Raw genomic sequence first — 14516 nt, 5'->3', positions numbered from 1 at the left:
TTCTGTGAGCGGTCACGGTACTCTCCCTGCCATGCCCGCATCGCTGCCTCCCGGACTGCGCCGGGTCGAGATCGGCTGCCGCGATCTCGACCGTTCCCTCGACTTCTACCAAGCCCTGCTGGGTTTCCGGCCGCTGCCGGACGCTCCGCGACCGGCCGACCGCAGACGGTTGCTCGGCCACGGCACCGTGGTCCTCGAGCTCGTCGAGGTCGGGGCCGACGGCAACCAAGGCGGTTGGGTGAACGACGATCTGCAGGGCGGGATCCGGCACCTCGGGATGAAGGTGGCCGGGGTCGACCGGCAGATCAAGCGGCTGGAGGAGGCCGGGGTGACCGTGCTGTCGCAGCCCCTCGACGTACTCGGCGACGTACGGATCGCGTTCTTCCTCGACCCTGACGGTGCGCGGCTGGAGTTCATCCAGGGCAACCTGAGCTACGAACGGATCTCGTCGCCGGTGCTCGCGGCGGCCGAGGCCGCACAGGTCCCCGGTGAGGAGCCACGGTTCGATCATGTTGCGGTGACGGTGTCGGACCTGCCGGCCACGCTGGACTTCTGGCGCGACCGGTTCGGGTTCGAGGTCATCGGCGAGATCAGGCATCACGGGGATCCACGGGGGTTCCTGATGACGTATCTGCAGGCCGGTCCGGCGGTGCTCGAGGTGTTCAGCTTCGACGTACCGATCGTGCCGAACGATCTGTCGGCTGCCGGTCCTGCAGTTCTCGGGCCGCGCCGGCTGGTCCTCGATGCGCCGGGTGAACAGCAACTGGTCGCACCCGATGGGGTGCCTGTCACGATGGGAGGCTCACGGTGAGCCGCATTCTGGTCACAGGATCGAACGACGGGATCGGAGCGGAGATCGCCCGGGTCCTCGACGCGCACGGCCACGAGGTGATCCGGCACGCACGAAGCGCGGAACGCGGCGGCAGTGCTGGGTTCGTGGTCGGTGAGCTGTCGTCACTGCGGTCGACGCGTGAGATGGCGGCCGACGTACTGCGGCTCGGGGCGCCGGATGTCGTCGTACACAACGCGGGATGGGGTTCCAAGGACGAGAGCAGGCCGGTGACCGAGGACGGTTTGGAGCAGACATTTCAGATCAACGCGCTGGCGCCGCTGCTGCTGACGGCGTCGTTGCCGAAACCGCGGCGGATCGTGTTCGTCAGCTCGGACTCGATCTCCCGCGGCCGGGTCCGCCTCGACGATCTGCAGCACGAGGACGAGTGGACGCAGGACGCGGCGTACGCCGACTCCAAGCTGGTGATGACCGCGCTGGCCTTCGCGCTGGCCCGACGGTGGCCGGACGTGCTGTCGAACGCGGTCCATCCCGGGTGGGTGAGCACGAAGATGAGCGGCTACGCCGCGCCGCTGACCGTTGCCCAGGGCGCCGATACCCCCGCCTGGCTGGCGGTGTCGGACGATCCGGAAGCGCTCGTCACCGGCACGTTCTTCCAGGACCGCAAGGCGATCGAGGTCAACGCGCAGGCGTACGACGTTGACCTGCAGGATGCCTTGCTCACGCGCTGCCTGGAGCTGTGTGACGCCACACTGCCCTAGGGCCAGGTCGGCGGTTGCACGGCCTGAACCGCGGCGATGACCTGCTCCAGGGCGGGAGTCCGCGGCCGGTCGCGGTGCACGAAGATTGCTACCTGCCGTTCGACGCCCGCGTCCCTGATCGGGACCAGGCGTACGCCGGTGAGGTTCGCGGTGGTGACGGCGAGTGCGTTGGTGACCCCGGTGCCCAAGCCGTGGCGGACCAGCGAGAGCAGCGTCTGGGGCTGGTTGGTGCGGTAGACACTCTCGGGATTGAGCCCGGCGGAGGCGAAGGCCAGGTGTGACTCGAACTGGCGTCCACCGGAGGTCTCCCCGATGGAGATCAGCGGCAGGTTCGCCAACTGGTCGAGCCCGACCGACTCCGCGGAGGCCAGCGGATGGCCTTGCTGGAACACAGCGACCAGCGGCTCGGTCCAGAGGACCTCGTGGTCCAGCGACTCCGAGGCGACCAGCGGATGCACCGGGCGGATCGCCAGGTCCACCTCGCCCCGGCCGAGCGCGCCCTCGAGCTCGATGCTCGGCCCCTCGACCAGGTGCAGCCGAACCTCTGCCGGGAGGCGCTGCGCGACCTGCGGGAAGAGCCACGCCGCGGCGCTCGGGTACGTGCCGAAGCGAACCTCTCCCCCGGCGGACGCCAGGTCGTTGAGGCGGCGAAGAATCTCCTCGGCGTGCGGTACCAGGGCCCGTCCTTCCGGGGTGAGGCGCGCCGGGTGAGCCGTGCGGTCGAACAGCTGGACGCCGAGAGCGCGCTCCAGCTCGGCGACGTGCTCACTGATCCGGGACTGGCCGCGGAACACCGCCTTGCCCGCAGCGGAGAAGCCGCCGTGGCGGGCCACCGCGACGAAGCTCACGATCCAGTCCATCCGGAAGCCGTACGCGGCGGTGAGATCCATGCCACAAACGCTAGCCGGGAAGACGCCGCCCGGCCGGGACGTTGGACGTGAGGTGCGAGAGGTCGAGGTGGTGGTGATCGGCGCCGGGCAGGCCGGACTGTCGGCTGCCTACCATCTGGTCCGGATGGGATTCACGCCGTACGACGAGGTCGTCGTACTCGACCGGAATCCGGCGCCCGGTGGAGCGTGGCAGCACCGGTGGGACTCGCTGACCATGTACGACGTCCACGGGATCGCGAATCTGCCCGGGGTGCCAGTGCCGCCGAGTGCCTCCGATGCCCGTGCCAATGAGTTCGTGCCGGGGTATTTCGCGGACTACGAGAAGCGGTTCGGGTTGCCCGTCGTACGGCCTGTCAGCGTTGAGAGCGTGCGGAAGGTGGACGGGCTGTTCGAGGTGCGGACGTCCGCTGACACCTATCGTGCGGAGGCTGTGGTAAACGCGACGGGGACGTGGAATCGGCCGTTCATTCCTTGGTATCCGGGGATCGAGAGCTTTCGTGGGCGGCAGCTGCACACGGCGGACTACCGCGGGGCGGCTGAGTTTGCGGGGCAGCATGTGCTCGTCGTTGGCGGTGGCGCGTCGGCGGTGCAGTTGCTCGCTGAGATCTCCGAGGTCGCGACGACCACGTGGGTGACCCGACGGCCGCCGGAGTGGCGGACCGGTGAGGACTTCAACCCGGAGTACGGGCGAAAGGTCGTGGCCAAGGTCGAGGAACGCGTTCGCGCCGGCCTCCCCCCACGAAGCGTCGTCAGCGTGACCGGCCTCCACCTCCGGGAGCAGGAGCAGGCTGCGTTGGAGCGCGGCGTCTACACCCGCCTCCCCATGTTCACCCGCATCACCTCCACCGGCGTCGACTGGGCGGACGGGCGACGGTTGGACGTCGACGCAATCCTGTGGGCCACCGGCTTCCGCGCGGACCTGGCCCACCTCGCCCCGCTCCACCTCCGGGAACCCTCCGGCGGAATCCGCATGGACGGCACCCACACAGTCCTCGAACCCCGAGTCCACCTGGTCGGCTACGGCCCGTCCGCCAGTACGATCGGCGCCAACCGAGCCGGCTTCACCGCAGCCCGCTCCCTCCGCACCCTCCTGAAACCAGCCGCCGCCTGAACGGCCGTCAGGTGGTGGTGGCCAGGTGGCGTTCGGTGGTGGTGGGCCAGTGGGGGTGTTTGCGGACGGCTATCGGGAGCAGGGTGCCGGTGATCAGGAAGATGGTGGCTGTCAGCAACCAGCCGGGCCAGCCCCAGCTGACGGCGATGGTGGTGAGGATGAGCGGTGCGATGAGGTCGCCGACTTGGTGACCCATGGCATAGGCGCCTTGGTATTGGCCCTGGGCGCCGGGTGGGGCGAGTTCGAAGCTGATGCCCCAACCGCCTGCCGACTGCAGCATCTCGCCCAGGACGTGGATGAGGGCTGCGACGACCAGGAGGCCGACGGTGACGGCGCCTGAGGTGACGTCGGTGAGAGCGAGGACGACGCAGGCTCCGGCGAGGAGTACGCCGGCCCGGCGGCCGGCCCGGGCGGCGCCGGGGAGGTGTTCGGTGCCTCGGGCAACGCGGAGCTGGAGCAGGATCACGGCGACCGAGTTGATCACGAGCAGGACGGCGATCAGCCAGCGCGGCGCGTCGGTCGCGGTCGCCACCCACAGCGGGATCGCGATCTGTGCCATCGCGTTGTGCATGCTCAGTACGCCGTCCAACGCGACGAAGGCGAGGAACGGCCGGTCCTTCAACGCGGTCAGTCCGGACGGACCGGTTGCCGACGACACCTTCTTGACCTCGGGCAGGCCGAAGCGGACCAGAGCCGCGGTGATCACGTACGTCGCCGCGTTGGCGAGCAGTGCGGCGACGTACACCTCACGCCGGTCAACCGCGAGAACGACGCCGGCAACAGCCATGCCGGCACCCATGCCGATGTTGGTCGTCACGCGAAGGATCGCCCGCGTGCGGACCCGCTGGTCGGACGGCGACAGACCCGCGATCAGCGCTCCCTTCGCGCCACGTTGACCGGAGTCGGCGATCGCGGTGATCCCGGCGACCACGATGTACGGGACGAACGAGCGGACCTGCGTCAGCGCGCTCATCGTGATCGCTTGCAAGACGAGGAAGCCGACGTACGCACGGTTCGGTCCGAGACGATCGGCGACCACGCCGAGCGGAGTGCTGGCCACGAGCCCGACCAGACCGGCGATGGTGAGGCCGATGCCGACATGTCCGACGGACAGGCCGGCTGCCCGCGTGAGGTAGAGGGCGCCGACGGCGGCGTACACACCATTCCCGAACGTGTTGACGAGAGTCGCGCCGATCAACCGACGTACGGCAGGCGGAAGAGAAGCTGTCACCCCCTCACCCAACTACCGCCCGCCCCATCCGCCCGGTGGACTGACAGATCCCGTCAATGCATCAGCCACCGAAGCATTCCTGTGCCGATGTCTTCAGGGGGTTGGCTCGGCTAGCGTGGCCGGTATGTTCGAGGGGACTGATTCGGCGGTTGTGGTTGCCGTCCCGGCGGCCGAAGCCGCCGTCAAGGAACATCGCGCGAGGTTCGACCCGGCCGCGGCGTGGGGTGTCCCTGCGCACGTGACGGTGCTGTACCCGTTCGTTCCGCCGGCCGCGCTGGATGAGGACGTGCTCCGCTCCCTCGCCGACGCTGTGCGCACGGTGCCGCGGTTCAGGGCTGGCTGGAACGCGACCGGCTGGTTCGACGAGGACGTCCTGTGGCTGGCGCCCGATCCCGCCGAGCCGTTCCGGGCGTTGACCAAGGCCGTGTTCCGGGCGTTTCCCGATTACCCGGCGTACAGCGGTGAGTTCCAGGACCTGATGCCCCACTTGACCGTGGCGAGAGACGGCACCCCAACCGAGCTGAGAGCAGTAGAACGGCAGGTCCGCGGACACCTCCCGATCTCCATGCTGGTCACCGAGGTCCAGCTCATGTGCGGATCGGACGCACCCAACTCCTGGCGGACGATCCGCGACATCCCGCTCAGCGCATGATGAGGTTGAGGAGATCCGCGCCTAGGTGGTTGAGGGCGGATTCGTCCAGGCGGTAGGCGACGAAGCGACCCTGGCGTTCGGCGGTGACCAGGCCGACTCGGGTGAGGGCTCGGAGGTGGCGCGTCACCTGAGTCGGGTGAAGGCCCCACAACGCCGCGATCTCGCCGGCCGTCCGCGGTTCGCTGGCGACGGCTCGGCAGACCTGAAGGCGGTCGGGGGCGGCGAGGGCTTCCAGGCGACCGAGCATCTGTTGAGCGGTCGGTACGGCGGTCCCGACGCCCACCACCGGGTAGATCACAGTCAGCGGCTCCCCAGGGATCTCCCCCAGGAACAGATGCGGCGCGATGTAGTTGCTAGGGACAAGCAACAGCGACCGCTCCGACAGATCGATCCGTTTGCTCTGCACCTTCTGCACCACCGCGCTGTCCCGATCGCGCACGGAGACAGACCCATCCAGCGACCGCAGCATCGCCAGTACGCCGTCCCGCATCGCCAGATCACGGTCCTGCCGCCCACGCGCCGCCAGCGCGTCCCGCGACTCCTCCCACACCGCAGCGAACCACTCCTCCCAGCAAGCATCGAGTAAATCGAGGAAGCGACGTACAGGCTCCTCCGGATCACTCAGCAACGAATCAACCAGCGCAGCGACAGCGGGACCCCGGCTGCGGGCCCAGTGGCGTACGGCGTCCGTGTCTGTAGTCCGACTGCTCAGCGGACGCCCACGCAACGGCCGCACCAACTCAGCCGCGAGCTCCTCCGGCGCCCGAGCCCGCAGCGCCGCCAGTTCGTCCTGCCACGACGGCATCCCGATCCCTCTGCTCGTCGCGAAGAACCGCGCCCGGACAGCCCGCACAGTCCACGTCCACTGCGACAACTCACACCGCAGTACGTCGGGCAGTCGTACGGCGGCCGCCCAGTCGACGCGATCGTGGTGGGCGGGCTCGGCGAGCACATGGAGGGCGCAGCCGAGCTCGATCAGGGGTGAGGCGACGTGGCGGATCCGCTCGGGGTCGAGACGGCTCAGGCCGGCGAGAACGGTGGGCACCTAGTACCTCACCCAGGAACGGCCCACTAATCCTTCAGCTTGAACTGCAGTTCGGTGTCCCATTCGGCCATGTCCGGGACCTCGCGTGGGTCGGACTTGTAGACCTCGAGCCGCGCGGTCCACCTGTCGCCGTCGGCATCCCACTCGAGGCCCTTGTCGTCCGCCCAGGCCAGCAGGTCGCGGGTGGCGTCGACCAGACCGTCCGGGTGTCCGTGGTACGTCGTACTGGCGTAGCGCCCGGCCGGGAGGACGCCGGTGACGATCTCGCCCTCACCGCTGTGCAGATCGTCGACCGGGAACCCGATCTCCAGGACCAGGCCGGCTTCCATGTCGACCACGTCGTACTTGAAGAACGGTGCGTCGTTCGGCGCGATCTCCCGGGCGGCGAGCCAGTCGATCACCTCGCGCATCCGGTCCGCGAACGCACTGATCTGGTTCATGGCGACCTTGCCCCGCAGCGCGACGTACGGCCGCTCCCCCAACTCCACGATGTCCGGCATTCCACAGTCCTCCCGGCTCGGCAACGCGATGACAGACTCAACCTAACGCCTGCTGGATCGCAGCGGTGTTCTGATACTCGCGCCAGCCCGCGATCTTCCCGTCCCGGACCCGCAGTACGCCGATGAAGCGGGCGGCACCGCGGTGCCCGGTGGCGGTGATCTCACCGGCCAGTTCGTACTCGACCACCGCGACCTCGGGATCGAGCGTCTCGTGCAACGCCAGCATGGTGAAGCGGTCGAACCGCACCGGGAACCCGGACCGCGCCGGTTCCGCGAACGCGAGCCACTCCTCCCGCCCGTCCCACCGCATCGGCCCGCCTGGTGCGAACGGCACCTCCATCACCACGTCGTCGGCCAGCAGGTCGTCCATGGCGCCCGGATCACCCAGCCACCCCTGGCCCATCCGCTCGACCACCGCGTGCAGTTCCGGCATGAACACCCTCCAGAAGATGAGTCACCACTCAGGTTCAGCACCGACTATAGTGAGTGGCCACTCAGGTTTCTAGTCCCGGAGGTCGGATGGCGCGGGCCGATGCGCAGCGGAACCGTACGGCGATCCTGGCCGCCGCAACCGAGGCGTTCGCCGAGCACGGACCGAGGGCGACCACCGAACAGGTGGCGATCCGGGCCGGTGTCGCGGTCGGCACCGTGTTCCGGCACTTCCCGACCAAGGACGCGTTGCTGGTGGCAATCATGAAGGAGTCGCTCCGGCGAGTGACGAAACTGGCGGCCGAGTCCACCTTGTTCGAGTTCCTGACCGCGGTCGTGGACGAAGCCATCCGAACCCGGACTGTCGTAGCCGCGCTCGCCGGCCCGGAGCTCGACATCGGCGACGCGTTGCGTGGGTTGACCGACGAGATCGAACGGCTGCTCGAGCAGGCGAAGGAGGCGGGCGAGGTACGGCCCACTGTCCGGGTGGACGAGGTGATGGCCTTGCTGACAGCAACCACCCAGGCCGCGCAGCACAGCACGTGGTCTACAGACCTTCAAGAGCGGACGCTGGCGATCATCTTCAGAGGTCTTGCCTAGGCCCACCCCGCGGCCGTCTACTGAGACCGGGGGGTGCCGCTCATGAAGCGGATCAGATTCAAGGTGGCCGCCGCGGCGGTTGCCGTACTACTACTAGGCCCGTCAGCGTCGGCCATGGCTGAGCCCACCACGCCGCTCACCTATGGAGCCGGTACGACGGCCACCCGGTTCACCGGACTCGCGTTCGACACCTGTACGGCGCCGACTGTTGCGCAGATGACTGCATGGAAGGCATCGCCGTACAAGGCGATCGGGATCTACGTCGGCGGGGTGAACCGGAGCTGTGCACAGCCGCAGCTCACCCAGAGCTGGGTCAGCAGTGTGACCCGCATGGGCTGGCGTCTCATCCCGATCTACCTCGGCTACCAGGCTCCCTGCACGTTCCGCTCGAACGCGGTGAAGATCACCGCAGCGTCCGCGGCCGCACAGGGAGCACTCCTGGCAGGTGACGCGGTCACCAAGGCCAGAGCGATCGGACTACTGGCGGGCAGTGCGATCTACGCCGACATGGAGCACTACAACACAGCCGACGCGACCTGCCGGGCCACAGTGCTGCGGTTCCTGTCGTCGTGGACGAAGGAGCTGCACCGCCGCGGCTTCCTCTCCGGCGTCTACGCACACCAGGATTCCGGTGCCCGTCACTTGGCCGAGGTCTACAACTCGACCGCGTACGCCCGGCCGGACGCAGTCTGGATCGCCCGCTGGAACCTCAGCTCGTCGCTGACGAACTGGCCGCTGATCTCCAACCGCTACTGGCTCATCGGCCAGCGAGCCAAGCAGTACCGGGGCGATCACACCGAGACGTACGGCGGCGTCACCCTCAACATCGACAACGACAGTTTCGACGCACCCGTCGCCTCGGTCTGGTACTCCTACACAGTCCGAACGACGATCCATACTTACAGCGGCCCGGGGACCTCCTATCCGGTGCGAGGGACGATCGCCCTGAACGCGGGCGTGCGAATCGTCTGCCAGACGTTCGGCCCGAAGATCGGCGTCACCACGGTCTGGGACAAGCTGATCGACGGGACCTACATCACCGACTACTACGCCAGGACACCGACCAAGCCCGGCTACAGCGCACCGATCCCCGGCTGCAGCAACCCGTTCCAGACGACCGTCGACAACCTGAGCCGCCGGCACGGCCCGGGAACGTCGTACGCCACGTACCCGGGCCTACTGCCGGTCGGGTCGCTGGCGTGGGTCACCTGCCAGCGCCCTGGTTCCAAGGTCGGTACGACGTCGGTGTGGAACCGGCTGAGCGACGGCTCCTACGTCACCGACTACTACGTCGCCACGACGAGCAACACCACCTACTCGGCACCACTGCGACGATGCTGACTCACTGAGCCCACGGCGGCTGGATCGTCGTACCGTCGGCCACGGTGGCGGTGAAGCCGGCGGTGATGGCGACGTGGAGCTCGGCGATGTCCTCGCCGAGGTTGGTCAGTGAAATCGGCTCGCCGGCCGGTACGACGACCGCGTCGCCGGCCGCGAGCTTCTCGCCGTCCGGGGTGACCTGGACGGTGCCGCTGAGCACCATGAACACCTCGTCGCGGTCGATGGTGTGCGGCGCATCGCCGCGGACACCGGGATCGATCGTCAGCTTCCACGTGCACAGACCGGCGGACCCACGGCTCGGCGCGGCCAGTCCGGTGAACTCGACCCCGGGCAACCGGAACCGCGGCGCCTCGGTAGCGCGAATGACCTGCATTGCTTCCCCCTATCAGAGATAGTCAAGCCAACTTGACCAAGTCGGCTTGACTATCATGGCGGTCATGACGCGTTCGGGCAAGCCTGATTTCGGGATCCTGCTGGTGCTGGCGGACCAAGAGTTCGTCGGCGCGCTGCGGGCGGCGACGGCGGAGCAAGGGTTCGACGACCAGGGCCGGTCGGACGGTTTCGTACTGCGCACGCTCGGTGCCGGACCGACGACGATCAGCGGGCTGGCGGCGCGGCTGGAGATCACCAAGCAGGGCGCGAGCCAGATCGTCGACGACATGGAACGCCGCGGTTACCTCGAACGCCGCGCGGACCCGTCCGACGCGAGGGCCCGCCTGCTGCACCTCACCGACCGAGGCGAGGCCGTACTGCAGGCGGCCCGGAAGTTCCACCAGGCCTATGAACGCAAGCTCCGCCGCAGGTTCGGCGACGAAGCGATCGACACAGTGCGCGGCGTACTGACCGAGATGGCCGGCGAGGCTCAGGTCAGTACGCCGCACTTCAGAGCATTGATGTTCTAGCAGCCCGAGGCGGTGAGCCGCACCCGCCAGACGGGGTTCGCTAGGAGTCGTCTGTTCGGACCGGCAACGCTGTTCGGCCTCGGCCGAAACGCCGCAACTCAGGGGAAGTAGGTCGGGAAGAGGTCGTTGGTCGGCCAGGTCTTCACACCGTTGGCAGCGGTCCACAGCGCCGCGTCGATGTCGCCGTACGACTTGCCGCTGGGGTCGTCACGGCGGTTGAACAAGGCGGCCCAGCTCATCCCGTTGTAGGTGCGGACCACGATGCTGAAGGTGCCGGGCATGCTTCCGGTGTGCCAGGTGTTGCGGCCGGTGCCGCCGCTCGTGGTCGGACGGATCTGCCAGCCAAGGCCGTAGTACCAGCCGTCGGGCTGGATGCCGATCTCGGGCTTGGCCCAAACGCTGTTCAGCGACGTGGTGTTGAGCACGCTCGACGACGCGTCGAACATCTTCGCGAACCGGACCAGGTCCGGAGCGCTCGCGATCCAGCCGCCGTTCGAGTCCTGGATGCGCATGCTGAACGATCCGTACGGCGCGGCAACGATCTTGCCGGTGTTGTCGAGCACCGTCGGACCGGTGTACTGCGACTCGTACGGCACCTCGCCGGTGTGCTTGGCGATGGTCCAGCCCTGCGCCATCCGGGTGATCTTCAACGGAGCGAGCAACTTCTGCTTCACGTACGTCTCGTAGCTCAGCCCGCTGACCTTCTCGATCACGCGGCCGGCCAGCACGTACCCGAAGTTCGAGTACGCGTACTTGCTACCCGGCGCGAAGTCGAGCTTCTGCCCGGCCATGTACTTGATCTCGTCGGCGTGCTGGAGCTCCATCGGGACGCCCAGGGCCTTGGCGATGATGGCGTCCTTGAAGTTCGGGTCGCCGGAGACGTCGCGGTCGAACCCGCCGAGATGCTGCAGCAGCCGCTTGATCGTGACCGCGGACCAGCGGGTGTCCTTGGTCTGACCGGTCGGCGGCGTGATCGCGATGATGTTGCCGACCGGCGTGGTCAGGCTCAGCTTGCCGTCCTGCACGAGCTTCATGATCGCGGCCGCCGTGAACATCTTCGACACGCTCGCGACGCGGAACAGCGAGGTCGGCTGGACCGTCAGCGCGGTCGACGTACTGTAGCCGCGGGCAAGCACCAGCCGGCCCTTGTACGTCACCGCGAGCTGCCCGCCGGTCACCCCGCGGGCCAGCATGAAGGCCTTCATCTGGTTGTCGAAGCCGGCCAACGCCGACACGGCGGTGCCGGTGGTCTTCCAGGTCGCGGCGGCATCGGCCGAACGGCTCAGGGCCGTCCCGGCTCCGGTGCCGACGGCGGCGACCGCCCCGGTTGCGAGCACAAGCTTGCCGAGATTCCGGCGCGTCAGCTCCACGAACGTGTTCTCCTTCGGGTGTTCAGGGCAGGGGTGTAGTGCCCGTGAAGTCTGTCACCGCAAAGGTTCGTTCTAGGGCTCGTCGACCATCGAGGCGTACGAGATCACACCACGACGGATCTGGTCGACGACGGCCCGCGCCGTACTGCGCAGCGGCGTCGGGCCGGCCGCGTCCGCGACCTGCTCGGTCAGATCGATCAGTTGCTTCACCCAACGAACGAAGTCGCCCGCGGCCAGGTCGGACTCGTACAGCACCTCGGCCAGCGACGCACCGGACGCCCATCGGAACGCCGGCCAGCAGAACCCGAGATCCATCGACCGCAGGAAGTCGACCCGCATGTCCCGCTCCAGCGCGGACAGATCCCGCCAGATCGACCCCATCCGCTCCAGCGCCAGTCGTACGTCGCCGCGCGGCAACCGTGGCGACGTCGGCTCGTCCTTCGACCGCGCCTCGTAGACGAGGGCGGCCAGACACGCGGCCAGCTCCGGGACGGCCAGGTCGTCGAACACTCCTTGCCGAAGGCACTCGGCGGCGACCAGGTCGAGCTCGGTGTAGATCCGGGCCAGTCGATCGCCGGCCTCGGTGGTCTTGTCACCGTCCAGGTAGTGCAGCGCGTCCAGCACCTGGCAGACCCGGTCGAACTGACGGGCGATGGTGTTCGTCCGCTGCTCGATCTTGCGCTGCACCTCGCGGTTCTCCCGGTCGAGCCGGAAGTACCGCTCGGCCCAGCGGGCGTGGTCCTCCCGGTCCGAGCACCCGTGGCACGGATGCGCGCGCAACTGCGCCCGCATCTCCTGCAGCTCCGGATCGTCGGCGTGACTGACGACGTCTCTGCCGCGGGCGCGCGACGGCGGCCCGTCCTCACCGAGCATGTCGGAGCGGGTGCGCAGTACCTGCGCGAGCTCGCGCCGCTGCTGCGGGTTGCGCGGGTTGAACTTCTTCGGGATCCGCAGGCTGCCGATCGCCTCGACCGGGGTCGGGAAGTCGATCATGGACAGCTTGCGGACCTGCCGGTCAAGCGTCAGCACGGTCGGCCGCGGGCCTTCGCGCTCCGACCGCATGCCCGGGTCGAGCACCAGGGCCCAGCCCGCACTCCGGCCGGCCGGGATCCGGACGATGTCGCCGATCCGCAGCTTCTCGATCGACTCCTGCGCCTCGACCCGGCGGTCCAGCTTGCGCCGCTTCGATCCGGAGGCCTCGCGCTCACCGATCCTGCGGCGCAGATCGGCGTACTCGAGGAAGTCGCCCAGGTGGCAGTCGATGGACTCCTTGTAGCCCTCCAGCGCCTCGGTGTTGCGCTGCACCTGGCGGGCCAGACCGACGACGGCCTGGTCGGACTGGAACTGCGCGAACGACAGCTCGAGCATGTCGCGCGCCCGCGTCCGCCCGACCTGGCGGACCAGGTTGACCGCCATGTTGTACGACGGGGAGAACGACGAGCGGAGTGGATACGTACGGGTCGACGCCAGACCGGCGACTGCGCGCGGATCGAACCCGGGCTGCCACAGCACGACCGCATGCCCCTCGACGTCGATGCCACGGCGACCTGCCCGGCCGGTGAGCTGCGTGTACTCCCCCGGCGTGATGTCGACGTGCGCCTCGCCGTTCCACTTCGAAAGCTTCTCGAGGACGACGGTGCGCGCCGGCATGTTGATGCCCAGGGCAAGCGTCTCGGTAGCGAACACGACCTTGATCAGGCCGCGCGCGAACAACTCTTCGACGACCTCCTTGAACGCGGCCAGCATGCCCGCGTGGTGCGCCGCGATGCCGCGGCTGAGCGCCTCGGAGAAATCGTGGTACCCGAGCACGCCGAGGTCCTCGTCCGGCAGGTCTGCCGTCCGCTCGGCCAGCACCCGCTTGATCTCGTCCCGCTCACTCGGCTTGGTCAGCCGCAGGCCGGACCGCAGGCACTGCAGCATCGCATCCTCGCAGCCCTTGCGGGAGAAGATGAAGTAGATCGCCGGCAGCAAGGCGCCCGCGTCCAGCTCCTCGACCACATCGGACCGGTACGGCGTGAAGTGCGTCCGGGTCGGCCGGCTCTTCGGGAGATCCCGCCGCCGCCGGGGTTTGCGCGAGTCGTCCCGAAAGATCCGGTTGTCGTCGCGAGCGATCCGGACCAGCTGCGGGTTGACCAGGTCCTTGATGTCGACCTGGTTGGCTTTCGCAGGGTTGCCGGACTTCGCGGGCTTGGGCGCACCGACGCGGGCGGTCGGCGCCTCGCCGGCGAACAGGTCGTGCAGCCGCTTGCCCACCATCACGTGCTGGAACAGCGGCACCGGCCGCTTCTCCTCCAAGACGACGACCGTGTTGCCGCGGACGGTCTCCAGCCAGTCGCCGAACTCCTCCGCGTTGCTCACGGTCGCGGACAGCGACACCACCGAGACCGAGTCGGGCAGGTGGATCAGCACCTCTTCCCAGACCGCGCCACGAGCCCGGTCGGCCAGGTAGTGCACTTCGTCCATCACGACGTACGAGAGTCCGAGCAGGGTGGTCGACGCGGCGTACAGCATGTTGCGCAGGACCTCGGTCGTCATCACGACGATCGGCGCCTCGGAGTTGATCGAGTTGTCGCCGGTGAGCAAGCCGACCTTGTCGGAGCCGTAGCGGCTGACCAGGTCGGCGTACTTCTGGTTGCTCAGCGCCTTGATCGGTGTCGTGTAGAAGCACTTCTGCCCGCGCTGCAGGGCCAGATGTACGGCGAACTCGCCGACCAGCGTCTTCCCGGAGCCGGTGGGCGCCGCCACCAGCACCTGGTGGCCGTCCTCGAGGGCGGCACAGGCGCGCAGCTGGAACTCGTCCAGCTCGAAGTCGTAGAGCGCCCTGAACTCCTTCACCGCAGGATGCTCCTGGTCCGAGCGGAAGACAGCATATTTCTCGGACGGGGTGCTCATAC

At 68.2% G+C, this 14516-nt stretch carries 15 protein-coding genes; 7 read left to right on the top strand and 8 right to left on the bottom strand.

Annotation, left to right across the window (positions count from 1 at the left end):
• Positions 1-31: 31 nt before the first annotated feature.
• Positions 32-811: a VOC family protein gene (locus ACIBG5_RS24180; protein ID WP_396393743.1), complete on the top strand. Its 780-nt coding sequence runs from the start codon at positions 32-34 to the stop codon at positions 809-811.
• Positions 808-1551: an SDR family NAD(P)-dependent oxidoreductase gene (locus tag ACIBG5_RS24175; protein ID WP_396393742.1), complete on the top strand. Its 744-nt coding sequence runs from the start codon at positions 808-810 to the stop codon at positions 1549-1551. The genes ACIBG5_RS24180 and ACIBG5_RS24175 overlap by 4 nt, the downstream gene beginning before the upstream one ends.
• On the opposite strand, the gene ACIBG5_RS24170 is transcribed toward ACIBG5_RS24175, so the two are convergent.
• The gene (locus ACIBG5_RS24170) at positions 1548-2441 is read right to left on the bottom strand and encodes a LysR family transcriptional regulator (RefSeq protein WP_396393741.1); all 894 of its coding nucleotides are present in this window, start codon (positions 2439-2441) and stop codon (positions 1548-1550) included. The genes ACIBG5_RS24175 and ACIBG5_RS24170 overlap by 4 nt on opposite strands.
• On the opposite strand from ACIBG5_RS24170, the gene ACIBG5_RS24165 reads away from it, so the two are divergent.
• Positions 2440-3552 carry an oleate hydratase gene (locus ACIBG5_RS24165; protein WP_396393740.1) on the top strand — a complete coding sequence of 371 codons (1113 nt, stop codon included), beginning with the start codon at positions 2440-2442 and terminating at the stop codon, positions 3550-3552. The genes ACIBG5_RS24170 and ACIBG5_RS24165 overlap by 2 nt on opposite strands.
• Before the next feature lie 7 nt (positions 3553-3559).
• On the opposite strand, the gene ACIBG5_RS24160 is transcribed toward ACIBG5_RS24165, so the two are convergent.
• Positions 3560-4783 carry an MFS transporter gene (locus ACIBG5_RS24160; RefSeq protein WP_396393739.1) on the bottom strand — a complete coding sequence of 408 codons (1224 nt, stop codon included), beginning with the start codon at positions 4781-4783 and terminating at the stop codon, positions 3560-3562.
• 124 nt (positions 4784-4907) lie between these two features.
• Between ACIBG5_RS24160 and ACIBG5_RS24155 the strand changes: the two genes are divergently transcribed.
• On the top strand, positions 4908-5435 hold the full coding sequence (locus tag ACIBG5_RS24155) for a 2'-5' RNA ligase family protein (protein WP_396393738.1): 528 nt from the start codon (positions 4908-4910) through the stop codon (positions 5433-5435).
• Here the strand turns inward: ACIBG5_RS24155 and ACIBG5_RS24150 are convergent.
• The 3 genes from ACIBG5_RS24150 to ACIBG5_RS24140 are packed head-to-tail and all read right to left on the bottom strand — an operon-like array spanning position 5425 to position 7413.
• Positions 5425-6480: a DUF5937 family protein gene (locus ACIBG5_RS24150; RefSeq protein ID WP_396393737.1), complete on the bottom strand. Its 1056-nt coding sequence runs from the start codon at positions 6478-6480 to the stop codon at positions 5425-5427. The genes ACIBG5_RS24155 and ACIBG5_RS24150 overlap by 11 nt on opposite strands.
• Positions 6481-6506: 26 nt before the next feature.
• Positions 6507-6980, bottom strand: coding sequence for a GyrI-like domain-containing protein (locus tag ACIBG5_RS24145; RefSeq protein WP_396393736.1), 474 nt, complete (start codon positions 6978-6980; stop codon positions 6507-6509).
• Between the two features lie 37 nt (positions 6981-7017).
• Positions 7018-7413, bottom strand: a complete 396-nt coding sequence (locus ACIBG5_RS24140; protein ID WP_396393735.1) for a nuclear transport factor 2 family protein — start codon at positions 7411-7413, stop codon at positions 7018-7020.
• A gap of 86 nt (positions 7414-7499) precedes the next feature.
• On the opposite strand from ACIBG5_RS24140, the gene ACIBG5_RS24135 reads away from it, so the two are divergent.
• Entirely contained in the window at positions 7500-8009 is a 510-nt protein-coding gene (locus tag ACIBG5_RS24135) for a TetR family transcriptional regulator (protein ID WP_396393734.1), read from the top strand.
• Positions 8010-8051: 42 nt separating this feature from the next.
• Positions 8052-9350, top strand: coding sequence for a glycoside hydrolase domain-containing protein (locus tag ACIBG5_RS24130; protein ID WP_396393733.1), 1299 nt, complete (start codon positions 8052-8054; stop codon positions 9348-9350).
• Between the two features lies 1 nt (position 9351).
• Here the strand turns inward: ACIBG5_RS24130 and ACIBG5_RS24125 are convergent, their stop codons facing one another.
• The gene (locus tag ACIBG5_RS24125) at positions 9352-9723 is read right to left on the bottom strand and encodes a cupin domain-containing protein (protein WP_396393732.1); all 372 of its coding nucleotides are present in this window, start codon (positions 9721-9723) and stop codon (positions 9352-9354) included.
• Positions 9724-9787: 64 nt separating this feature from the next.
• Between ACIBG5_RS24125 and ACIBG5_RS24120 the strand changes: the two genes are divergently transcribed.
• Positions 9788-10252, top strand: coding sequence for a MarR family winged helix-turn-helix transcriptional regulator (locus tag ACIBG5_RS24120; protein ID WP_396393731.1), 465 nt, complete (start codon positions 9788-9790; stop codon positions 10250-10252).
• A gap of 98 nt (positions 10253-10350) precedes the next feature.
• Here ACIBG5_RS24120 and ACIBG5_RS24115 read toward each other — a convergent pair whose 3' ends face one another.
• Together ACIBG5_RS24115 and ACIBG5_RS24110 are read right to left on the bottom strand one after the other, a co-directional pair.
• A complete protein-coding gene (locus ACIBG5_RS24115; protein WP_396393730.1) occupies positions 10351-11622 on the bottom strand; it encodes a serine hydrolase domain-containing protein in 1272 nt (423 codons plus the stop codon).
• 72 nt (positions 11623-11694) lie between these two features.
• Positions 11695-14514, bottom strand: coding sequence for a DEAD/DEAH box helicase (locus ACIBG5_RS24110; RefSeq protein WP_396393729.1), 2820 nt, complete (start codon positions 14512-14514; stop codon positions 11695-11697).
• Positions 14515-14516 lie beyond the last annotated feature (2 nt).

Source organism: Kribbella sp. NPDC050241 (genome assembly GCF_044459685.1).
Lineage (GTDB): Bacteria > Actinomycetota > Actinomycetes > Propionibacteriales > Kribbellaceae > Kribbella.
This window is presented reverse-complemented; position numbering and strand designations above follow the sequence as displayed.